We start from the raw sequence: 23939 nt of genomic DNA, 5'->3' as shown, positions 1-23939 counted from the left end.
AAAGAAATGTATTTTTGTTAAAAAGCTTTTATTTGAATTTATTATATAACATAGGTATAAACCTTTTACAAATTGCTTTACCCTTCTTAGCTGTTTTCAATGAAAAACTAAAGAAAGGTGTCAAAGGAAGAGCTCAGACATTTAGTTTATTAGAAAGCAAAATAAATTCAGGAGATAAAACCTTATGGTTTCATTGCGCTTCTTTAGGAGAATATGAACAAGGGCTTCCTGTTTTTAAGGCTTTAAGAACTCACTACTCTAAACATAAAATTATTCTCAGTTTCTTTTCTCCTTCAGGATATGAAATAAGGAAAAATACTCCCATTGCTGATGTTGTGGTATATCTGCCAATCGACAGCAAAAAAAATGCTAAACGATTTTTAAACCTAGTAAACCCGGAATTGACAATTTTTGTGAAATATGATATCTGGCCTCATGTTTTGAATGAATTAAAAAGCAGAGACTTACATGCCATATTAATTTCAGCACTATACAGAAAAAATCAAGCTTATTTTAAGTTTTATGGCTCCGAATTAAGAAAAGGACTTTTTGCTTTTAAACATATTTTTACTCAAAATGAAGCTTCGAAAGAACTGCTTTTATCAATAGGTTACCACCATGTTACTGTTGCTGGCGACACCAAATTTGACCGGGTATCTGATCAGCTGAAACAAAATAATACGCTGGATTTTATAGAAGCCTTTAAGCAAGATAAACTATGTGTTGTTGCCGGAAGTACCTGGCCCGAAGATGAATCTTTGTTAATCAATTATATAAATTCTGAAACCACAGAAAATATAAAATTTATTGTGGCTCCCCATAATATGAAGACAAATCAAATCCAAAGGTTTAAGGAAAATCTCAAAGTTAAAACGGTTTTGTATTCAGAAAAAGACACCGAAGATCATAAAAATGCACAAGTATTTATTATAGATACTATTGGATTACTTTCTAAAATTTACAGTTATGCCGATATCGCCTATGTGGGTGGTGCTATGGGGTCTACCGGACTACATAACACTTTAGAAGCGGCTGTTTTTGGGGTTCCCATAATTATTGGCAATAAACATTCTGAATTCCCCGAAGCTCAAGCCATGATAGATCTTTCTGGCATGTTTGAAATATCAAATCAGCAAGAATTTAATAACATCTTAACTTTATTGATTACAGATGAACAAAAACGTAAAGTTTCAGGAAAGTATAATTCAGAATACATTAATCAAAAGAAAGGCGCCGTAAAACACATTCTTAAGTACTTGAATTTAACTGTAAGTTAAACTCAAAATAAAATTGATAAAGGCTAAACTACAAGTTATTATCGTATATGTAGTATTGGACTTTAATTCTTTAAAATTTTCTGTCCAATGTATTTAACCAAGTTAAACTAAAACAGATGAAAAAATTATTATTTAGTACCATTTTATTATTAGCAATTAGCACTTCATTAACCTCTTGCAGAGACACAAAAAAATCTGAATCAATTGACGATGCCATTGAGAAAACTTCTGAGGCAACAGAAGGTGCTCTTGAACAAACAGGCAAAGCCATTGACAATGCTGTAGAGCAAACAAAAGAAGCAGGAGAAGCTACTAAAGATGCTATTGACAAAGTGGGAGGCAATTAAACCCTTATAAAGTAAAAAATCCTAACCATGACTTTTGTCATGGTTTTTTTTTAACAAAATAATTACCTTTATAGGTCAGACATTCATAATTATGAATAAGTCAACCAAAATATTATACTATACACCCAGAATTCTCTGTGTTATAGCCATTCTTTTTATTAGTTTATTTGCTTTAGATGCCTTCGAAACCGGCTCTACTATCTGGGAACAAATTACAGCTTTTCTAATACACTTAATTCCGTCATTCATATTAACAATTTTGCTCATCATTGCTTGGAAGAAGGAACTTCTTGGAGGTATTCTTTTTTTAATAATTAGTCTTGTTTTTAGTCCTATTATTTTTAAAATGAATTATAATATGAACCACTCGTTTTGGATGAGTATGGGCATCATTTTCCTGATTACAATTCCTTTTGCAGTTGTAGGTATACTCTTTATCATGAGTCACTTTAGAAAACGTCAGAACATAGAGAAATAAATAGCGCGTTCAAGATTTCTATTGAATAGCTATTAAATAAGCATATAAAATATTAATAAATCAAATTAAAGAAAATGGAAAACGCCACTTTTATAAAGGCCTACTTAATCACTTTTATAATCTGCACCATACTGACAATTACCCTAATTTTAATAATTAATAAAGGGCTCAAAAAGTATTTTGAAAATCTGGCTGAAAATAAAATCATAGCTGAATTCTTCATGAAACTGAGCTACTTAATAATAATCTTAGGAGGTATGGGTGCCTCATTGACCAGTAATTATAACACACAAGAGACTGCCAATTGGCTCACACTCACATGGAATGTTACAGATCATCTGAAAGAACTTTTTGAAAGATTATTTCTAATCATTATTATACTTTAAATTGTATTTTTCATTCTTCATCTCAAGGATAAAAGAACGATCAAATGACAAACTGGAGCGAATTAAATATTGCGATGGTCTACTATTCAGGACTATTCTTTGCCTTAATAACCGGTTTAGTAATCGTATTATATTTGGATTCAACAAAAGAGGCCATAAAATTAATCACTCTAAAATTTAATAAACTTTGGAATAGCATCTTCAGATCATCAATAGTTTTAGCTTCTTTAATAGGTGCGCTCTCTGTAAATTTCAGGAATTGCGAAGGAAACTATGATTACTTATTAAAATCACCCCAATTGAGTGTAATGAAAGGGATTGAACAGGTTTCTAATTCTTTTGACTGGCTGACCGTTTTATTGGGTTTTTGGTTTTTATTATTTAGTATTTATCATCTTAAAACTAAATTCAATAAAAAAGCCTTATCAAAATGATGATAAAGCTTTTTTTGTTGAGCCCTCAGTTCTTAATTAGTTTTTTAATGACGGTGCCGTTTTCAGAATATATTTTAAATACATACATCCCAGTTGATAAATTGTCTGTTGATATGTTTTTAAAGTTTGAGGAAATCTCTTTTATCTTTTGACCAAAAACTGAATATATCTCCACTTTTGTAACTGGAACTTTTGAGTCAATGGTTAAAATATCATGAGCAGGGTTTGGATAAAAAGAAAGGCCTTGTGCCAGTAGTTCATCTTCAAAGTTTAACGATGCACAATCTTCTGAATAAATACATGAGGCATCCTTTACCCAAGTCGTATAAGGTGCTTCTGCAGCATTTGCTGCTGCTTCATTATCTACTTGAATACATTGTAGAACTGAATTATTTTGAGCATTAAAACTTAAAGTTAAAATTGAATTATTCCCATTTTTTACATTAAGACTTGTTAACTGATTGTTAGAGCAATTTAATCCAGTTAAGGAAGTGTTTTGACTTAAATCTAAAATAGTTATAAGATTATCTTTACAATCTAAATAATTTAAAGAATTATTAATACTCACATCCAAATTCGTAAGTTGATTTGCATAACATCTTAATTGAGCCAAAACCGTGTTTTTACTAACATCTATATTTGTTAATTGATTGGAATAACAATTCAAATTTCGTAAAGCTGTATTTTGACTAACATTTATGGTAGTTAATTGGTTAGAAAAACAAGTAAAATTTTCTAATGTAGTATTCTTCGTTACATCTAAACTTGTTAATAGGTTATTATCACAATACAAGGACTTTAAAACTAAATTTTGGCTTAAATCTATACTGTTTAGCAAGTTGTACTGACAACTAAGCCAAGTCAGAACTGTATTTTTAGTGATGTTCAAGCTAGTTATTTGATTGTTTTGACATGATAATTGATCAAGAAGAATATTTTGGCTTACATCTAAACTTGTTTGATTGCTATTACTTATATTTAAAAGAGTTAAAGCTGTATTTTTACTTACATCTAAATTCTGAAGTTGTGTATTATTTGCACAAAAAAGTCTTTCCAATACTAGGTTTGAGCTTATATTTAAACTAGTTATTTGGTTTGACCCACAGTTCAATTGTATTAATGATGTAAAACCTTCAATACCGGTTAAATCAGAAATATTTTTATTATAAACACCTAAATTTGTTACCCCTGCAATGTCTGAATTAGAGACGCTATGATTAATAACACCATCTTTATCTATCCCTAAAGATATTAATGCCTGTTCAAAATTGGGATCTGGTATGGCTGTGGTCTGTGCATGAATAGCAGTAAAAAATAAAAATAAAAAAACTAGGGAATGGTAATGTTTTGTCATGATTATTAGCTTTAAAATTTTATAGCTAATAATGTAAGTGATTAAAAATAAGCGGTGTATGACAAATGTTTGGCTTAAATTTCCATTTATTTCGTATCTTAGTTAGTTACTTCTTTAAAGTAAATGATGAAAAAGTAATACTGCCGACATTGATAAAACAATTATTTTAATGCTTCTTAAAATAACTCATATGTCAACAAAAGGAATAATTAAGAGGCTGTATTATATGCAATCGATTGATTAAATATTCAACTTAACAGTATTACAATTCGGTCCTTTTTTATTTGGAGACTTATAATAGTTATTGAATCATGATTTTAATTTTTTCATTCCTTGAATTTGAGAAAACCACTCTTTTAAGTTAATTCTCTTAATTTTTGAGCGGCAATTTCTGCGGTGATATCCCGTTGCGGTGATCCAAACATCTCATACCCAACCATAAATTTTTTGACTGTAGCACTTCTGAGTAGTGGTGGATAAAAACTCATATGCCAGTGCCAATGCTTATTATCTTCTCCATTGGTTGGTGCTTGATGTATGCCACTTGAATACGGAAACGAGGTGCTGAATAATCTGTCATACACTTTAGTGATAACGGAAATAGCTTCCGCAAAAAGAAGCGCTTCGGTATGTGTCATTTCTAAAATACTTTTTTGAGCTTGTTTTGGTACGATCATGGTTTCAAATGGCCAGATAGCCCAAAAAGGGACCAGTACTACAAAAGCATCATTTTCATAAATGACTCGTTCTTGTTTATTTAATTCTTGACTTACATAATCACCTAATAAACTCGATTTATGAGTACTAAAATAAGTGCGTTGATGTGCGTCCTTCTTTTCAACTTCATTTGGAAGTGTTGACTGACTCCAGATCTGTCCATGTGGATGTGGGTTACTACATCCCATTACAGCTCCTTTATTCTCAAATATTTGAACATAATTGATCCCCTTACATTCTCCTAGTGTTTTGTATTCCGTCTGCCATGCTTCCACTACTTTTTGAATGTTATTTACACTCATATCTGCCAGACTTTTAGAATGATTTGGACTAAAGCATATGACCTTACAAATACCCTGTTCGCTTTGAGCTTCAATTAATCCATCTTTAACAGAAAAAGGAGGTGAATTATATTGCAGTGCTGCAAAATCATTGGTAAACACGAAGACATCTTTATAGTTTGGATTGATCTCTCCATTAATTCTTTTATTTCCAGCACATAAGTAGCAGGTTTCATCATGGGCTGGTCTTACTTCATTGGCAACCGTCTCATTTTGCCCTTGCCAAGGGCGTTTGGCACGATGCGGTGAGACTAAAACCCATTCTCCTGTTAATATATTCAATCGTTTATGTGAGTAATCTTGTAAATCTGTATTCATATTGAGGATTAATATTTATTAAACTAATTGATTATACCTGTCCCATTGGAAAGCTCCACAGAATAAATTGAACAGTCCTTTTTAAATTTATTCCTATACGCTTCTGATACACTTGTTTTAAATAATTCTGTTTCGGTTTTTGCAATTAAGTTAATAGTACAACCGCCAAAACCACCACCCATCATTCTAGCTCCTAAAACATTTCCATTAAGTTTGGCTTGCTCTACTAAAAAATCCAACTCTTCACAACTTACTTTATATTGATGTTGTAAACCCTCGTGTGAGGCATACATAAGGGTTCCTAATGTTTTTAAATCACCTGCTTCAATAGCTTTAGAGGCTTGAACAGCTCTGTGGTTTTCTTGAATGACATAGAGTGCTTTTTGGTAATTTTCAGAAGTCAATTTGTCCTTGATACTTTCTAAATCATATTCAGTTGCATCTCTTAATGCTTTAACTTTTAACATTTCTGAAATGGATTCACAAACCGAACGTCTGTCATTATAAGCACTATCAGACAAACTATGTTTAACATTGGTATTGATTAAAATGAGCTCATGGTCTTTAAAATTAATTTCATAGGCTTTTGATTTTACGGTTCTACAATCAAGCAATAAGGCATTGTTTTTAATACCAAACATGCTGGCATATTGATCCATAATACCACATTTTACACCTACGTAATTGTGTTCTGCCTTTTGCGAAATTAAAATCATCTCTTCTTTTGACAATTCCAAATGGAAGAGTTCATTGAGTCCAAAAACGACACTGTTTTCAAGTGCTGCTGAAGAAGACATACCGGCACCTCCTGGTATATCGCCACCAAAAGCAATATTAAAATTTCCAATCGTTTTACTTCTGTTTTGAAGTTCAGCAACCACGCCAAACACATAGTTTTCCCAATAACCTTCAGCAGCAGGTTTTAGATCATTCAGAGAAAACTTCACAATTTCTTCTTTATCAACGGCAAAAGCTCTGGAGGCATTTGAATCACTCTTTCCTATAGCAGCCACAATGCCTTTATTTACAGCGGCCGGAAATACAAAACCGTCATTATAATCTGTATGTTCTCCTATAATGTTAATTCTCCCGGGAGAAAATATCATTAAAGGCTCTGTTTTAAAAGTTTCTTGAAAACTAGTTTTTATCTTATTAATTAAAGTAGTATTCATGGCTATTATTTAGTTATTATTTATTTTATTTTTAAATTCCACACTATCTTATAAATTTCATTTGGCTGTAATGTTTTTAATCCGATGCCATTATTTAAACTGTCTGAAACACCTGTAGTGGGTTCTATGGCAAGGGTGTTTTTATGAGGTGGTGTGTAAATTTGTAAAAAGCTATCTTCTTCATTAGACGTTAATTTCAAAGTATATTTTGGAGTAAGAAATGTGACCTCATTTGAATTCAAAATATAACAATCATCAAATGATTGGTCTTTAATTTGTAAACGCTCTATAGGTTCAATATAAGAGATGCCTTTAGTAATATTTCGTTCATCTAAAACCATCTTTTTATTACAATCAAAAAGGAGTGAACTCTTTGACAGGTCACCGCTTAAAAAATAAGGATGCCAACCTAAGGTAAAAGGAAATGGTTTTGTATCGGTATTTGTGATTTCAATATATAATTCCAACATAGTTGGTGTTAAAACATACTTTAACTGAATGGTATAGGTGTAAGGAAACCCCTGAGCTCCTTTTTTTTCTTCATAAAGCAAGGTTACTGACACAAATTCTTCACTCGCTTCCTGATTTAATACCACAAAAGTTTTGTTATAAACCAACCCATGAAGCGCATTATTTTCTTCATTTTGATTGATATCCAAATAATAGGTCTGATCATTGAACTGGTAAACCCCATCTTTTACTCTATTCACAAATGGAAATAAAATTGAGGATGCATAGGTGTTGTTATAAGTTAAAGGAGTTAAATCTTTTATAATTTGATGATCATTTAAAACCAGTTCTTGTAAACTTCCGCCATCATTCAGACAAATTTTAGCATATATATTGTTTTTAGAATTTTTAACTTCTAAATGATTTGAATCTCTATCGTATTGGATGTTAAACATTTTTAATTTTTATAAAGAATTTCGAATAATTAAATTATGAGGGTTTTCAATTTGAACATGCTCTTTATTCAAGATCATTTCAGCCAATCGTTTGCCCATAGCATTGAAATCTGTGGAGATAGTTGTAATACCACCTTCGACAATTTCTTTAAGCAGTGTGTCATTATATGATATAACACCTATATCTTTTGCGAGTACAAATGTTTTTTCCTTCATTTTTTTGATGAGCTTTAGTAAGCTTTTATCTTCTGGTACAATATATAATTCACCGGCTTCCAGATCTTTACTTTGCAAAGAGTTTATAACTTCATAAGACATTTTGTTTTTTTTACAAAACCTCATGAATCCTTGGAGCATGCCTTGGGGTTGTTTGTCTTCGGAAAAGACTAAAACAAGTTTTTTATATTTATTTATAAGGTGATATGCCTTATCAAGGTTATCAAAAATGGTATTTTCAAAATTTTGATAAATGGCGGGATATTCGATTAAATCCTTATGGATTTGATCTAATATGTATACTTTCTTACTTGGTAACTTTTTTATAAATTCGCTAGCATTTTTAATGTTTGCTGGCATTATTACATAATAGTTATAGTCTCCAATATTATCCTGAATTAATTTATTAAAAATATTTTCATTAAAATGATGAAAATAGATTTCTACTTTAATATTATCGCCTAAGTTTTCTAAGAATGAATTGTATAGATCTTCCTTGAAGGAATTTAACTCATCAAACAGTAAAAATATTTTTTGGGTAATTTTTATATTTTCACTTGACACATAGTAACCTTTACCCACGACAGATTCAATAACACCTCTGTTCTTAAGCTCTTTATAAGCTATCAAAACAGTATCTCTAGAAAGTTTATTCTCGTTTTTTATTTTATTTATAGAAGGGATCAAGTCTCCTTTTTTTAAAGTTCCAGAGACAATTAACTCCTCAATAGAATTAACAATTTGTTTGTACTTGGGAATTCCTGTTTTATTTTTAATTTTTATCATAATAGAAGTAGCTAATATAATAAAATATTATTTAATTTACAACTAGTACGTACTGGTTGGTTTTTGTAAGATCTAATAATAAAACATCCTATAGATTTAAAAGATAGAATCGTTAATGTGATTCAATAATTATTAATTATCAAAAATATTCAAATTCCATTTTTCATGCCATTTTAGAATAGGGTTTCCATTTTCAAATTCAATTGGTAACCAAATGTAACGACCATCAATAGGGTTATTTGGTCTCCATCTATCAGCCACAAAAATAAAAGCGTCCTTTATTCCAATAACAGGAAGCACATAAGTGCTTTGAGACCAGAATGTTGTATTATTTTCTTCTTCGCTACCTCTGCATGGATTTCCTAATGGTTTCCATTCACCCATAATGCTGTCTGAAACAAATAGTTTTCCAGGGTTTGGGTTCCAACCAGTTAAGCCTGAGGTAAACATAAAATACTTGTTATTTTTTTTAAATATTGCCGGGGCTTCATTTCTTCCACCGGGCAAAACTCTTATATATTCGTTGGTAACTGATAAGTAATCTTCTGATAATTTTGATATTAATAAGGTTTGGTTTTCTTCTGAAGCAGTAATATGATATGCTACGTCGTCATCGTCAACGTATAAAGTCATATCTCTAGACATTTGTCCTGTTTCAAAATCTCGTTTCAAATAAACGCCTTCAATTACCTTTTCTTTCCGGTTTTGATTATTAATATCATCTATAATCTCAACTTTCTCAAATTCATCCTTTGAAAAATTCAATGGTAAGGTATTTTGATGTAGTCTGAAACTATCAATATAGTTGTAAGGGCCAGTTATATTATCTGATACTGCAACGCCAGTAAGCGCAGCTTTATAACCTTGATCTTTTAACTCATGATGAAACCACATCACAAATTTCTTAGTATTATTATTGAAGATGACTTTAGGACGTTCAACTATGCAGCCCTTTTGAAACATGCTTGTTGTGTCATTATGCATTTTTAAAACAATCCCCTCATCCTTCCAGTTATATAAATCTTTCGAACTGTAAGCGTGAATACCAACCATGGATTTGTTGCCAAATTCACCAGATATTTTATGTTCCCCAAACCAATAATAGGTATTATCATGAAAAAGAAATCCACCACCGTGTGCATTGATATGCACACCGTTATTATCTGGCCATATTTCGCCGGGCTTAAAAGATGTTAAATGTGACTGCCCTAATGTTAAGAAAACACAAAATTGAGCCAGTATTCTTATGAATTGTTTCATTTAATATTAAGTAATTATTTGATTGGACTTATTATATAAGTATATTTTAAATTTTCAGGTTGAATTCTGTACTTTTCGTGAGCCCATGCTCTCGGGCTCCAACTATCATCACCTCCAACGCCCGTTTGTCCATAATCAATGTTGATATTGACAAAATCTCGCTTTATAATATCTGTGGTGTGACGCTGTTTTTTAGTATCACCAGCATCAAAATCGTCGTTGTATTGATGATGAGCACTAAAACTTAATAATTGGCTACCTTCAAGTTTAAATCCTTTGCCATTGTCATTTTTAAAAGTCACCCAACGCACGGCAGTTTTATAACCATTTTCTTGAGGGCGAATATATGGGAAATACAAATCTTGAACTGTTGCGCTGTATTGGCCAACTAAAGCAGCTGTATTTCTGTCGTTATAATTTTCGTGCGGACCTCTTCCAAACCAACTAACATTTTGAAATTCTTTTTTTACAATTAAATTATTTCCAAATCGCGGTAAATGCGGTAAGTCGCTTTTAATGTTATTTAGTTGATTGGAAACCTTAATTTCACCTAAAGCGTTGATCTCATAAACAATTATAATTTCACCTTCAATTGATGGAAGAGCAAAAGATGTAATGATTTTAATATCGCTACTGGATGCATCTAAAATAGGGCCCAATTCTTTATTTCCACTTACATATTTAACATTGTTTAAAATTTGGTTTTTTGTTGCTTCTTTCCATTTAGCTAATTTTTTTGGCGAGCCAGCACCAAAGTCGTTATCAGTGACAGCTCTCCAAAAGTTTGATGTGATTCCTTGGATTAAGATATTTCCATCACCATAATCTAAAGACATTAATTGACCTTTTTTTGAGTCAAACCTTAACTCAAAGTTTTTATTAGAAAAGGTAGCAATTGAATCATTTGTAACTATTGAAATCTTTTCAGAGGTTTCAGATATGAAGGAATCTAGTTTATGGTCAGTCAACTGAAATTGTTCAAAGGCCACGAAATGATCTTCTGGAACTAAATCAGTTGCAGATCTACTGGTAGCATAAAGATTCAAATGGTATTCTGCATCTTCATTTTTTAATGTTGGTAAATCAATAATTACCTTTTGTGTTTCATAAGGTGGAATGTTTAATGTTGGTAAAACACCACTTTCTATTTCTTTTCCGTTTTCTAATAATTTCCATGAAAAATTAAAGGCCTCTAAATTTGTAAAATCATAGATATTTTTGATAGTTATTTCACCTGATTTTAAATTGAGAGGTTTAAACTTAATAGATTGATACACTTTTTTGACTTCAAATAATGCCGGATGTGCTGTCCTATCTGGATTTACAATACCATTTAAGCAGAAGTTTTTATCATTTTGTAATTCAAATCCACCTAAATCTCCACCATAAGCCCAAAATGATTCATCAGTTTCATTTTTTGTTAGGATTCCTTGGTCGACCCAATCCCAGATAAAACCGCCTTGCATGATGTCGTGAGCTTCAATGACGTCCCAATAATCCTGAAAATTTCCTGTACTATTACCCATAGCATGTGCATATTCGCATTGAATTAATGGGCGCGTGTTTTCTTGTTTGGCATATTCGATCATTTTTTCAATTGTCCAATACATGGGTACTTGAATATCTGTATTGGCATAACCTGTAGCTCCTTCATACTGGGTAGGTCTTGTACTGTCATTTTCCTTTAGCCACTTGTAGGTTGTAAAAAAGTTATCTCCATTGCCTGCTTCATTACCTAAGGACCAAATTATAATACTTGGATGATTTTTGTCGCGCTCAAACATTCTAATAGTTCTATCTAAATGAGCTTCTTTCCATGTAGGTAAATAGGCTGGATGTTTAGCTTGTAGTTTTAAATTTTTATCCAATCCTTGATTTGTAGCACCCATACCATGTGTTTCTATATTGGCTTCATCAATTACATAAAAACCATATTGATCGCAAAGTCTGTAAAAAAATGGATTCTTTGGGTAGTGACTACAACGAATCGCATTGATGTTATTTTGTTTCATCACTTCTAAATCCTTCTTCGTTAAAGTTTCAGAAACAAAGTGACCTTCAGTATCACTATGGTCGTGAAGATTAACACCTTTAATTAAAACAGGTTTTCCATTCACTAAAAACTGGCTGTTCTCAATTTTTAAATTTCGGAACCCAACTTTAACTGCAGAGGATTCATCATTAAACTTAATTAATAAGGCATAAAGGTTTGGTGTTTCGGCATTCCAGGATTTTATATTTGGAATTATTTGGCTGAAATTAATTTCATTCTCACCAAGGTTCAATTTAATTGATTTCTTTTCAGAATATATTTCTGAATCACCATCTAATAGTTTAATTTCTATGGTCTTTTCAACTAAATCATTGCTGTTGTTTTGTATTTGTGCATGGAGATTAAAAATGCCATCCTGATAGTTATTTTCTAAATCTGCGGTTACTCTAAAATCTCTGAGTGTTACTTTATTGGTCGCGTAAACATACACATCTCTTTCAATCCCGGATAATCTCCAAAAATCCTGATCCTCCATATAACTGGCATCAGACCAGCGCATTACTTGTACTGAGATAGTGTTCTTTCCAGGTTTTACTACATTGACTATATTGAACTCTGCTGCTGTTTTACTACCTTCGTTATAACCCACAAATTCTTCATTTACCCAGACATACATGGCGCCACTAACTCCCGCAAAATGAAGATAGATATCTTTGCCATCCCATTCTTCTGGGATTTCAAATTCACGCTTATAACTTCCATTATTATTTATGTTGTGCGGAATATATGGCGGATTAGCAGGAAACATGTATTTGATATTAGTATAAACAGGAATACCAAAGCCTTTCATTTCCCAATTAGACGGGACTAAAATGGTGTCCCAACCACGTATATCAAAATCGTTTTTGTAGAAATCTGTTGGTCTGGCCTGTACACTATCCGCATAATAAAAATGCCATGTTCCATTCAAAGATTCATACAAAGGTGAGTTTTCCCAGCTTTGATTTTTTAATGCAGACCTATCATCTGTATATCTATAAAAAGAGGCTGTTGGTTGTTCTCTATTTATTTGAAAAATTTCAGGATTCTCCCATTCTGGATTTTCCCATATTTCGGCAATGTAAATAGGTTTTTCAATCATTTCGTCTTTACAAGAAAAAAGGGTTAAAACAATTAGCAAGGTTATTAAATGATTTATTTTCATAATGGATAGTATTTGATAATCTAAGTTTTTTTATTCTTTTTGGTTGGCATAATTATTATTATACAACCATTCTTCACACTGGTTTGTCCAGTTTTGACTCGTTCCTTTGTTTCCTAAACCAAATCCATGACCACCATTTTGATATAGATGAATTTCAGAAAGCACGTTATGTTTTTTTAAGCCTAAAAAATAATGAATGCTATTTTCAACAGGAACACCTTTATCATCATTAGCATGAACCAAAAAGGTAGCTGGTGTATTGGAGTCAATATGCTTTTCGTTTGAAAAATGCGCAATCAACTCATTTGATGGTGAAACACCAAGTAAATTATTTCTGGATCCTTTATGTGCTATTTCAGTCTCCATTGAAATAACTGGATATGCCAAAATGGAAAAATTTGGTTTTGCACTAATTGAATCTGATACCTTATATACAGTATCATTGTAATGCGTTGACAGAGTAGAAGCAACATGACCACCTGCTGAAAACCCAATGATTCCTATTTTATCAGGATTGAGTTGCCATTTTTCAGCATGTCTTCTTATAAATCGAATGGATTCCTGAGCATCTTGTAATGGTCCAACAGATTTATCTTGCATAATGTCATCACTAGGTAATCTATATTTTAAAACAAATGCCGTGATACCTAATGTGTTTAACCATTCGGCTACTTTAAAACCTTCCTTATTTATGGCCAGATAGGCATATCCTCCGCCAGGACAAATCACTATGGATGTTCCATTGGGTTTTTCAGGTAAAAACAAAGTTAGTGTCGGATTAATAACTTTTCTAAGTTGATCTAAGTTTTCGTTATAAATTTCATTATAATCATCAGCTTTTATAGATCCAGGAATTTCAGAACTCCATAACTGCATTTCTTCATTTTGAGCATGTAAACATCCAATAGACCCCATAAAAATTAAAATAGCTTTAATAAAATTATTAATGTGTTTCTTTTTCATATTGATTTAATAAACTTAATTATTTTCCTTTTTTCTGTAACAGAATCTTTATCTAACATTAAAAAAATCTATTCGTATACAGGTTTTGTAAGTGTCATTTCTAATATAGTCACTGCTGGATTTAAAGAATAATCAACGTCACTAATTGTAACCGTATTATTTTTGTTTTTAACCCATGAAAGTTCTTTACCATCATACAGATTTACAACCTTACTCACTTTTTTATTCCCCATTGATTGTGTTGTAAACTTCCCTGAATTCAGGTCACGATAACCTTTGTAAACGTGACAGTAAATTTTATTATCATTAAAGGAAAAACCGTATTCACCAAAAAGTGGTTGCCATGGCCCTCCTCTTGTTCCATAAATCCCATTTCCTATTTTGGATAACCAATCTCCCGTTTTTAGAAGTACTTCTTGTTGGTTATCTGGTACAACCCCTTCTCTGTCCGGAGCTACATTTAAAAGTAAATTAATATTACGAACTACACAATTGGATAAATAGACTGCTACTTCTTCAAAGCTATAAACAGGACGATTTGGTCTGTAACCCCATCCCCCTTTTTGGAGACTAATACATTTTTCTCCATAATGCTCAAAGCGAATATCTCCAGAAGTGGAAGAACCACCTTCCTCTGCCTGTACATCTCCAACCCATCCAAATCGTTCGTTTACCACCATATCTGGTTGAAATTTACGAACTAATCCCATGATTCCAAGAGGTTTACCAGTATTCGCTTCTTTTGTAATGTATTTGTATTTTACTGGCCATTCATTATCAGGGTTTTGATATTGCCCCGGATCCCAAAAAGTTCTTTCTAATTCTGGGTTCACGGTTTGACTTAGCCAACCGCCATCCCAAAACATATAATCTATGGTTCCATAATCTTTGAGCAGTGTTGTAACCTGTTCATAAACTTCTTCTTTCATAGCTTGCGCATCCTCTTTATGCCAAGCAGCTGTTTTATAACCCCAAACATTGGGCTTTACATCATTTCCATAGACATCATAATACCCAGGATATCTCCAACTCATGGGCGAATAATAAAGTCCTACATGAAGTCCTGATGCTCTGACAGCATCTGTATATTCTTTTATAAAATCTCGTCCTAAATCTTTTTTGCTGGTCCAGCTACTGGGATGTTTACTATCAAAAAGCGCATAACCATCATGATGTCTGGAAGTTAGTGCCATATATTTCATACCTGCTTTTTTAGCTAAATCTGCCCATTTAGAAGCATCAAATTTAGAAGCGGTAAAGCCGGTTTCAGGATCTCTTGCTCTTCGCTGGTAATATTCTTGACCATATACTTCTCCATGCCTAACCCATTCGTTTCCTTCATCAAAAGCCGCATAAACGCCCCAATGGATGAACATGCCAAACCTATCATTAAGAAACCAGTCCATTTTTTGATTAGATAATTGAGAGACGCCATTTTCTTCTTTAAGAATTCTTTCTGGAATAGATATAAATTCTTGTATCTCTGGTTTTGGCGCATCACCTAAATAAGTTAATTCTATTTGATCTGCATAGCCGCTCCCTTTTCCAGAAGGATGTATTAATGAGATTAGTAAATTATCTGAAGCGTAAGCTGTTTGAAAATCGATGCTCACTTTAGTATACTCTGTAAGAGCACTGGAAACCGATTTTTCAGAACCTCCATAATCACTTACCACTAATTGAACTTCTTCAGCACCTGATTCTGTTTTAATATAAGCAGAAATTCTATAAAGGCTATTGGATCTCACTTTAGTTTCTTGAATACATAAGCCTCTTTCTGAACCAATTTTAACTGCATATTGTCCAGAGTATGCTTCTGTGGTTATTTCACACCTTTTCGTTTTCCAATATTTCCAGCCTTCTAAATTACCCGTTTCAAAATCTGCATTTACAATTAAAAGCGTTTCATCTTTATCTGTTTGTGCTATTAAGGGTTGATGAATTATGAAACATAGTATTATAACAATTGCCTTTCTAGATAATTTAGAATTGCATTTCACTTTTGAAAAGTTATTATAATTGTTCAAATTGTTTTTTTTTCTATGTTCTTAATTTTTCCTGTAATCTGTTATTTCGACTTTACAGTAATTATTTTCGATTTCAAACCATTTGAAGTGGCCTCTATTGTTATTTCTCCTGTTTCTCCATTTTTACTTTTTATTACTAGTAAACACAAACCATTGAATGCTTTTCTGTAATTTGCTTGAAAAGGTTCTGTGGAAGCAGCATTACCATTACCAACGGCTGCAATGGTTGCTGGTCCTGTAACTTTAAAATTGACCTTATTGTCTGCTAGTGGGCAAAAATTGCCATTTTCATCTATAATTTTAACTGTGATAAATGATAAGTCTTTACCGTCTGCATTAATTACATTTCTATCGGTTATAAGCTCTATTTTATCGGGTGCTTTTGCGGTTTTAATAAATTTTCTGGCTATTTCTTGGCCATTTTTATACGCAACTACCTCAATCTCTCCTGGTTCGTATTTAACATTCCAATTTAAACGGTAAGGCGAATCAAAATATTTAGGCCTTCCTTTCCAAGCTCCAAAATTTACTGGAATTCTTGTTTTGTCTACTCCTTTTGTTTTTCTACCTTGAGATTTTCCATTTACAAATAATTCAGCTTCATCACCATTGGTATAGCAGTAAACAGGAATTTCTTCAAAATCTGTTCCTTCCCAATTCCAATGAGGTAAAAGATGCACCATAGGTGCTGTAGTCCACTGGCTTTGGTATAAATAAAACCGGTCTTTAGGAAAACCCGCTAAATCAACCGCTCCAAAATAGGAGCTTCTTGAAGGCCAATCTGTATCCCAATTCCCATGCGTTAAATTGTCCTTACCCCCATAAGGCGTTGGTTCACCTAAATAATCAAATCCAGTCCAGATAAACTCACCTAAGATATTAGGAAGAGAATCTTGAAAATGAAATTCTATATCTGGCGGATAAGCCCAATTGGGACTATTGATATCATAACTATTTACCTGAAGCGATTTATGTTTGTCATACTTTTTTAAGGGAAGATGATATACCCCTCTTGAAGATACGGTTGAAGCCGTTTCAGAACCATACACAATCCAATTGGGATGTTGTTCCATAACCTCAGCATATTGGGTTGGTTTATAGTTGGCACCAACCAAATCTACTTCATTGGCTAACCCATTTTTTATTGCGGCTGAAAGATTGTTAAACCCTGCAGTTGTGGGTCTGTTCGGGTCTTCTTGATGACAAATTTCAACTAGTTCTTTTGCCATTTTATAACCATTTTCATTATTCTGTTCTTTCACTTCATTGCCAATACTCCACATAATAATGGACGGATGGTTTCTGTCACGTTTTATCATATCCCTTAAATCCTGCTCATGCCATTCATTCCAATATTTGTTGTAATCATTTTCAGTTTTTCCTATTGCCCAACAATCAAAAGCTTCAGCTTGCACCAAAAGGCCCATTTTATCGCAGAGTTCTAATTGCTCTGGCGAGGTAGGATTATGGGAAGTTCTAATAGCGTTGACCCCCATTTCCTTCATAATCTCTAGTTGGCGTTCTGTAGCTCTGTAATTAACAGCAGATCCCAAAGGGCCCAAATCATTATGCAAACAAACCCCTTTAATTTTTTCTTTTCTTCCGTTGATGAAAAAGCCTTCTCTTGTAAACGCTATAGTTCTTATTCCAAAATGGGAACTATAGTTATCTATTACCTCATTTTTGTTTAAAATTGTTGAAATAGCATTGTATAAATGTGGTGTCTTGAAATCCCATAACTCGGGATTTGACACTGTTAATTTTTGCAGAATAGTTGATTCTTTACCCTTATTGAATCTAAAATCAGTGGTATTTGAGGCAACTTCGATACCCTCTTTATCATAAATAATAGTTTGTATTTGATAAGCGTCTTTTGATTTGTCTTCTTTACTTAAGACAATAGTTTCAATAATAACTTCTGCTTTATCTTTTGTTATTGAAGGTGTTGAAATATGACTGCCCCAATGTTTAATGTGAACAGGATTTTTAATCTCCAACCACACATTTCTATAAATACCAGCACCAGGATACCATCTGGCAGATAACACTTCTGGATTGACTTCTACTGCAATAATGTTATCTTCTCCAAAATTTAGATAAGGTGTAATATCAATTTCAAAACCAATATAACCATAAGGTCTGTGATATACTTTTTTTCCATTTACATAAATGGTTGAGTTGTTCATGACACCATCAAATTTAAGTGTAACAACACTTCCTTTTTTTGAGTTATCAATTGTAAAATGTTTTCTGTACCAGGCTTTGCCAAAAATTGGAAGCCCGCCGGTTCTGAGGTTATACTCAGGTTTAAAAGGTCCTTCGATAGCCCAGTCATGAGGAAGTTCTAATGACCTCCAATTAGCATCATCGTAGTCTATTTTTGACACATTAACATCACTGGTTTTTTGAAACAACCAGTAATCATTAAAAGAAATACGTTCTCTTAACTGCATTTCCGGAGTATTACAGGAAATCAATGATATAACTAATAATAAGCTGTATAATTTATTTATCATTATAAATCCTTAATCTTTTGTTAGTTTGCTTCCCCACCAGTCTTCATTGGGCTCAAAATCTTTCGATAACATTTTTCTTCTTTCATTTTCTAGTTTAGGCAAAAGTTTTTCAACGATTTGCTTATCATAGTCCGCTCTTTTTTTCACATCAAACTCGGTATCTGTTTCCGGGACTTTTGCATGGACACTTACTAACCAATCTTTTAATTCAGTATAAAGTTCTTGACCCTTCTCACTGCTAGAATCATAGACATTGGCTTTTTCGTATGGATCTGTTTTTAGATTGTAAAGCTCATTGCTATCATCTTCATAATAATGAATAAGCTTCCAGTCTCCTTTTCTAATGATTGAAGAAGGATCACCTCCTTGATTGCCATAATGGGGATAATGCCAGAATAATGGTCTTAATGACAGTTCAGAATTAGTTTCTATCATGGGTTTTAAACTGACGCCATCTTGATGCTGATCAGGCATCAACTTAATATTTGCATAATCTAAAATGGTGGGGTAGAAATCAGCACCTGTTACAGGATAATCAAATGATCTTGTTTTTGAATGATTCCAAGGTACATAAATAAAGTAAGGCTCTCTAATACCACCTTCCCATTGATAGCCCTTACCACCTCTATATGGCAAATTTGATGTTGAGAACGAATCTCCTGAAGCAACTCCACCATTATCTGAAGTAAAAATCACTATGGTATTTTTATCTAATTGTAATTCCTTAAGGGCTTCTAAAACAACCCCAACCGCATCATCCATACTTTCAACCAAACCGGCATATACAGGATTGTCTTGAGTTTGTCTTATAGGCAATTTGCGCTCCATAACAAATCCGTTTTCTTTAATACCCTGATTTTCGGCTTTATCTCTGTATTTTTCCCATTTATCTACTGAGGTTTGAATGGGTCCGTGAACTGCGTAGAAAGAAAGAAACGCAAAAAAGTTAGACGACTTATTTTGTTTCATAAAATCAGCCGTTTCATTAGCTAAGCGAATTGATAGGTTTTCACCATCGTATTTGTCTTCTAACTTAGGGTTTTGAAAAGGAGAAAAATAGCCCCCAACAGGACCGCCTTTATCCCAGCCTCCTTTATTAATGTCAAAACCATGATCTTCAGGATAAGAACCCACGTCACCTAAATGCCATTTCCCTGCAAAAAATGTTTTATATCCATTCGCCTTTAATACTTCGGCTAAAGTAACATCTTGTGCCGGTAAATTACGAATGTAATCGGCTGGTAACAATTTGTCTTGCCTGTTCATGCTTCTCCAGTCTGATCCCGCTTTTTCTCCTATCCAATCTGTAATACCATGTCTTGCTGTAAATTTTCCAGTCATGATACTAGCTCTTGATGGGCTGCAAACTCTACTGCAGGCATAACCTTGCGTAAATACAGCACCATTTGTAGCTAGTTTGTCAATGTTTGGGGTTTCATAAAATGTGCTACCTGAAGAACTTAAATCATTAATTCCGTAATCATCTACTAGAATGAATAGGATATTTGGTTTTAGGGGTATTTCATTTTTTTCTAATTTGTCACCTGAGCCACAAGACACCAAAAAAATGGAGCTCATCAAATAAATATATATTAATTTCATAACTAGTTCTCTAATAATTTGTTTTCCCAATATTCAACATGCTTTCTGTACGAAGCATTTTCAGGTAAATTTCGCTTCTGAAGCGTCTTTTTAAGCATTTTTAAGGCTTGCTCCTGTGCAGTATCAATCTCTGCCTGATCTTCTGGATAAACACCTAAATCATTTTTATTTACCCATTGATTTAAGGTGTTTCGCAATTTTTCTAATTCTAATGTGTATTCAGATTTTGTAGCTAAATTATTGATTTCAAAAGGGTCTGTTTCCAAGTCATATAACTCTTCAGGCGGTCTGAATGAATCCATAAATATTTTTTGAGCCTCATCTAATTGACCTTCTTCAAACATGACATGCATGAGAGGTAACATAGGATAGCTCATTTCTTTATACACATTGTATTGTGTATAAGGTCTATCAGGATAGTAATTTTTTATGTACTTGAATTTTTGAGATCGTACAGCGCGAATTCTATCAACAGTTTCATCACGTCGGTCTCTCATAGTGAACACAAATTCTCTTTCTGAATTTTTTGATAAAAAGTCCAGACCTTGCATATATTTTGGCCTTTCAATTCCTGCCAATGCCAAAGTGGCTACAGCAATATCAATATTGCTTACCAATTCATTTGAAACCGCCCCTGCTCCATAACCATCTGGAAATCTGACCATAAGAGGCGTGTTGGTTCCTGGGTCATATAAGAATTGTTTGGCACGAGCATGAGGTCTGCCTTGATCTCCAAAGAAAAATATAATGGTGTTATCTAACAATCCATCTTCCTTTAATTGCTTCATTATTTGACCTACACTAATATCAACATGCTGAATGGTTTCTAAGTATAGGGCCCAATCTTTTCTGGCTATTGGATGATTGGGATAATATGGTGGTAATTTTACTAAATCTGGATTAATAGGCTGTAATGAGTCTGAATGAAAGGGCCTGTGAGGATAAAATATTTGTGCCTGTGAAAAGAATTTTTGTTCCCTAGTTCTTTGACTCCAATGGGTTCCTTGGTAAAGTTCATTAAAATTAGCCTTAAAATTATAATCCATTTTTCCTTTAATGCCATTTTTCCTTCCATCACCATTAGAAACGAAATAGCCGGCATTTTTAAAACATTCTGTAACAGGTAATATGGTATCTGGTAGTACTTTTTTAAATCTTGTTCTATGGTTTTGCAATCCCAGAGTCACAGGATACATCCCTGTAATTAAACCAGATCTACTAGGTGAACAAACCGCTGTTACCGTAAACATCTTTTTGTATAAAATGGATTCTGAAGCTAACTGATCTAAGTTTGGCGTATAAACTAAATCGTTTCCAAAACAGCCTAAATCTGTACCTAAATCATCGGCAACAATCCATAAAATATTATATTCTTTTGTTTTGGAAATTTCTTTTTCAGGTAATTTGCATCCGTTAAGAAATAGAATTCCTAAAATAAATAAATAACTGTTTATGTTTATATCCAATCTCACAATCAATCTATTCTTGCTTGTATTTAAACGGGAAATCAGGACTGTCCTCTCTTGCGTTTTTTAAAATGTGCAACATGTCGTTTTTTATTTTTGAATTTTCCTCAGAGACATCATGTTCTTCTTTCAAATCGGTTGATAAGTTATAAAGTTGTAAAGGCTTATCTAAAAACTTAACTGCTTTCCAATCTCCTTTTCTAATGGCCTGAACAGGCGCGTTATTTTCATTGAATTCCCAATAAAGATATTCCTGTGTTTTTTGTTTATCCGGCTCTCCTAAAAGTATTGGTAAAAATGAAACACCATCAGTGTTGTTTTTTAAATTAGCACCAATAAGTTCTGCGAATGATGGAAAAACATCCCAAAAAGCAGAAATATGGTCGGTAGTAGTTCCTTCTTTAACTTTGCCCTTCCATTTGACTATCATTGGAACTCTAATACCCCCTTCATATAAATCTCGTTTAAAACCTCTTAAATTTCCGTTACTATTAAAATATTTAGGGTCTGCCCCAGCTTCTTTATGAGGCCCATTGTCTGAAGTAAAAATAAAAATAGTGTTTCCCTCTAGTCCTAATTCTTTAATTTTTGCAACTAGTTCACCAACTTGATCATCTAATAAGCTAATGAGAGCAGCAAATGCGGCATGACCATTTTCTTGAGATCCATAACCTCCATTTTTGTAGTTTTCACCTTCATCAACACCTTTAAATTTTTTTTCCGGATTAAATTTTCCTAAAAAACGATTCATGTAATCATTTGGGGCAAATAATTCGGCATGTGGTATAATAGATGGATAGTAAAGAAAGAAAGGCCTGTCTTTATTCTTATCAATAAATTGCATGGCTTTATTATGAATCAATTCCGGAGCATATTGTTCTTTGTTAGTCCCTGAATTGCCATCCAATATTACTTTTTTATCATTATCCCATAAATGATAAGGGTAATAATTGTGAGCCAGTCGCTGACAATTATACCCATAAAACGTATCAAAACCTTGATTTAAAGGATCCCCTTCAGAGTTAGGGTATCCTAATCCCCATTTACCAAACGCTCCGGTTACATAGCCCTCATCTTTTAAAAGCTCAGCAAGGGTATGCGTAGAATCTGGTAATGGCCATTGCCCTTCTGGCCGCACCTCTTTATTTCCTCTAATGGGCGTATGGCCTGTATGTAATCCTGTTAACAAGGTTGAACGTGATGGTGCACAAACAGAAGATCCAGCATAGTGCTGCGTAAATAAAAGACCTTCTTTTGCTAAGGCATCTATATGGGGTGTTGAAAATTTTGTTTGCCCATAACAGCTTAAATCCCCATAGCCTAAATCGTCGGCCAGAATATAAATGATATTTGGTTTATTAATTTGATTTGAAATATCTTTCTTATTCTCCGAACAAGCTGTTGATATTATTGCTGCAATTAGTATAATAAGATATCTTCCATTCATAATTATATAACGGTTTCAAGAAATTTGATAATCAGTTCGCTAAGTTTTTCATAACCTTCTTCAGAATAATGAACATCTTTAGGCCCTTTTCCATATTTATTATGAATATCAAGCGATTCATTATAAATATCATTTACCCTTATGTTGTGTTTTTTCATGACAGCTTTTGCGGCATCATTGTATTTTTCTACATCACTTTCATATCTCCCGGGTTCATTTTTGGGTACATAGGTAGTTGTCACAAAAATTAATTTTGCATTTGATCTTTTCTTGATAATAGATACTAGAGTGTCTAGATTTGATGTATATTCATCAATAGTAAATTCGGATTTACCGTTTATTTTATCTCTATTGCCATATTCTTTGGATTCTGGATGGCGATAACATAAATCCCAAAGACCCCAATTAAACTGTATAATATCCCAGTTTTCATCTCCTAACCAAGTTGTGATGTTCAATAATCCAGTGCCTGTATGTTGGGCATTACCAGTGTTATGAGAAACCATGGCTTTATCTGAAAAATAGGATTTTACAAATGGTGTATACCCAATTGAGATGGAATCTCCAATAATCAATATTTTCGGCTTTTTATTCATAAAGGCAAAACCTAATAGAACAGCTAAAAACAAAAATAATAAAACGAATATTTGTTTTTTTTTCATCTCATTTATGCTAAAATACTTCGTTTAAAGCATGGTTTTTTTTATGTTTTTTTCTTGGTAAAAAATCG

The 23939-nt window shown here is 33.0% G+C and carries 19 protein-coding genes; 5 read left to right on the top strand and 14 right to left on the bottom strand.

Features of this window, described 5'->3' with window-relative positions:
* The first annotated feature begins 32 nt into the window (after positions 1–32).
* The 5 genes from V8G56_RS07760 to V8G56_RS07740 all read left to right on the top strand — a co-directional run bounded on the left by V8G56_RS07760 (position 33) and on the right by V8G56_RS07740 (position 2922).
* The gene (locus tag V8G56_RS07760) at positions 33–1277 is read left to right on the top strand and encodes a 3-deoxy-D-manno-octulosonic acid transferase (RefSeq protein ID WP_395437874.1); all 1245 of its coding nucleotides are present in this window, start codon (positions 33–35) and stop codon (positions 1275–1277) included.
* Between the two features lie 116 nt (positions 1278–1393).
* A complete protein-coding gene (locus V8G56_RS07755) occupies positions 1394–1624 on the top strand; it encodes a zinc ribbon-containing protein (protein ID WP_395437873.1) in 231 nt (76 codons plus the stop codon).
* Between the two features lie 91 nt (positions 1625–1715).
* Positions 1716–2102 carry a DUF7670 domain-containing protein gene (locus tag V8G56_RS07750; protein WP_395437872.1) on the top strand — a complete coding sequence of 129 codons (387 nt, stop codon included), beginning with the start codon at positions 1716–1718 and terminating at the stop codon, positions 2100–2102.
* Positions 2103–2176: 74 nt separating this feature from the next.
* A complete protein-coding gene (locus V8G56_RS07745; protein WP_395437871.1) occupies positions 2177–2488 on the top strand; it encodes a hypothetical protein in 312 nt (103 codons plus the stop codon).
* A gap of 44 nt (positions 2489–2532) precedes the next feature.
* Positions 2533–2922 (top strand): hypothetical protein, encoded by a 390-nt coding sequence (locus V8G56_RS07740; protein WP_395437870.1) that lies wholly within the window; start codon positions 2533–2535, stop codon positions 2920–2922.
* A 25-nt stretch (positions 2923–2947) separates the two neighbouring features.
* Here V8G56_RS07740 and V8G56_RS07735 read toward each other — a convergent pair whose 3' ends face one another.
* The 14 genes from V8G56_RS07735 to V8G56_RS07670 all read right to left on the bottom strand — a co-directional run bounded on the left by V8G56_RS07735 (position 2948) and on the right by V8G56_RS07670 (position 23871).
* Positions 2948–4276, bottom strand: a complete 1329-nt coding sequence (locus V8G56_RS07735) for a T9SS type A sorting domain-containing protein (protein WP_395437869.1) — start codon at positions 4274–4276, stop codon at positions 2948–2950.
* A 356-nt stretch (positions 4277–4632) separates the two neighbouring features.
* Positions 4633–5652: a UDP-glucose--hexose-1-phosphate uridylyltransferase gene (locus V8G56_RS07730; protein ID WP_395437868.1), complete on the bottom strand. Its 1020-nt coding sequence runs from the start codon at positions 5650–5652 to the stop codon at positions 4633–4635.
* Between the two features lie 23 nt (positions 5653–5675).
* Complete coding sequence (galK, locus tag V8G56_RS07725; RefSeq protein WP_395437867.1) at positions 5676–6824, bottom strand: galactokinase; 1149 nt, start codon at positions 6822–6824, stop codon at positions 5676–5678.
* 20 nt (positions 6825–6844) lie between these two features.
* The gene (locus tag V8G56_RS07720) at positions 6845–7729 is read right to left on the bottom strand and encodes an aldose 1-epimerase (protein ID WP_395437866.1); all 885 of its coding nucleotides are present in this window, start codon (positions 7727–7729) and stop codon (positions 6845–6847) included.
* Between the two features lie 9 nt (positions 7730–7738).
* Positions 7739–8731: a GntR family transcriptional regulator gene (locus V8G56_RS07715; protein WP_395437865.1), complete on the bottom strand. Its 993-nt coding sequence runs from the start codon at positions 8729–8731 to the stop codon at positions 7739–7741.
* 132 nt (positions 8732–8863) lie between these two features.
* Positions 8864–9991: a glycoside hydrolase family 43 protein gene (locus V8G56_RS07710; protein WP_395437864.1), complete on the bottom strand. Its 1128-nt coding sequence runs from the start codon at positions 9989–9991 to the stop codon at positions 8864–8866.
* Positions 9992–10005: 14 nt separating this feature from the next.
* Positions 10006–13188, bottom strand: coding sequence for a glycoside hydrolase family 2 TIM barrel-domain containing protein (locus tag V8G56_RS07705; protein ID WP_395437863.1), 3183 nt, complete (start codon positions 13186–13188; stop codon positions 10006–10008).
* Between the two features lie 30 nt (positions 13189–13218).
* Positions 13219–14151 (bottom strand): alpha/beta hydrolase, encoded by a 933-nt coding sequence (locus V8G56_RS07700; RefSeq protein ID WP_395437862.1) that lies wholly within the window; start codon positions 14149–14151, stop codon positions 13219–13221.
* A gap of 68 nt (positions 14152–14219) precedes the next feature.
* Positions 14220–16178 (bottom strand): alpha-L-fucosidase, encoded by a 1959-nt coding sequence (locus V8G56_RS07695; protein WP_395437861.1) that lies wholly within the window; start codon positions 16176–16178, stop codon positions 14220–14222.
* Positions 16179–16219: 41 nt separating this feature from the next.
* Positions 16220–18694: a beta-galactosidase GalB gene (galB, locus tag V8G56_RS07690; protein WP_395437860.1), complete on the bottom strand. Its 2475-nt coding sequence runs from the start codon at positions 18692–18694 to the stop codon at positions 16220–16222.
* A gap of 9 nt (positions 18695–18703) precedes the next feature.
* Positions 18704–20296 (bottom strand): sulfatase, encoded by a 1593-nt coding sequence (locus V8G56_RS07685; RefSeq protein ID WP_395437859.1) that lies wholly within the window; start codon positions 20294–20296, stop codon positions 18704–18706.
* Between the two features lie 2 nt (positions 20297–20298).
* Positions 20299–21762: a sulfatase family protein gene (locus V8G56_RS07680; RefSeq protein WP_395437858.1), complete on the bottom strand. Its 1464-nt coding sequence runs from the start codon at positions 21760–21762 to the stop codon at positions 20299–20301.
* A gap of 13 nt (positions 21763–21775) precedes the next feature.
* The gene (locus tag V8G56_RS07675; RefSeq protein ID WP_395437857.1) at positions 21776–23209 is read right to left on the bottom strand and encodes an arylsulfatase; all 1434 of its coding nucleotides are present in this window, start codon (positions 23207–23209) and stop codon (positions 21776–21778) included.
* Between the two features lie 2 nt (positions 23210–23211).
* On the bottom strand, positions 23212–23871 hold the full coding sequence (locus V8G56_RS07670) for an SGNH/GDSL hydrolase family protein (protein ID WP_395437856.1): 660 nt from the start codon (positions 23869–23871) through the stop codon (positions 23212–23214).
* Positions 23872–23939: the final 68 nt, after the last annotated feature.

The organism is Gaetbulibacter aquiaggeris, assembly GCF_044003965.1.
GTDB classification, from domain to species: Bacteria; Bacteroidota; Bacteroidia; order Flavobacteriales; family Flavobacteriaceae; genus Yeosuana; species Yeosuana aquiaggeris.
Note: the sequence above shows the minus strand (reverse complement) of the source record. Positions and strands in the feature narration are given on the sequence as shown.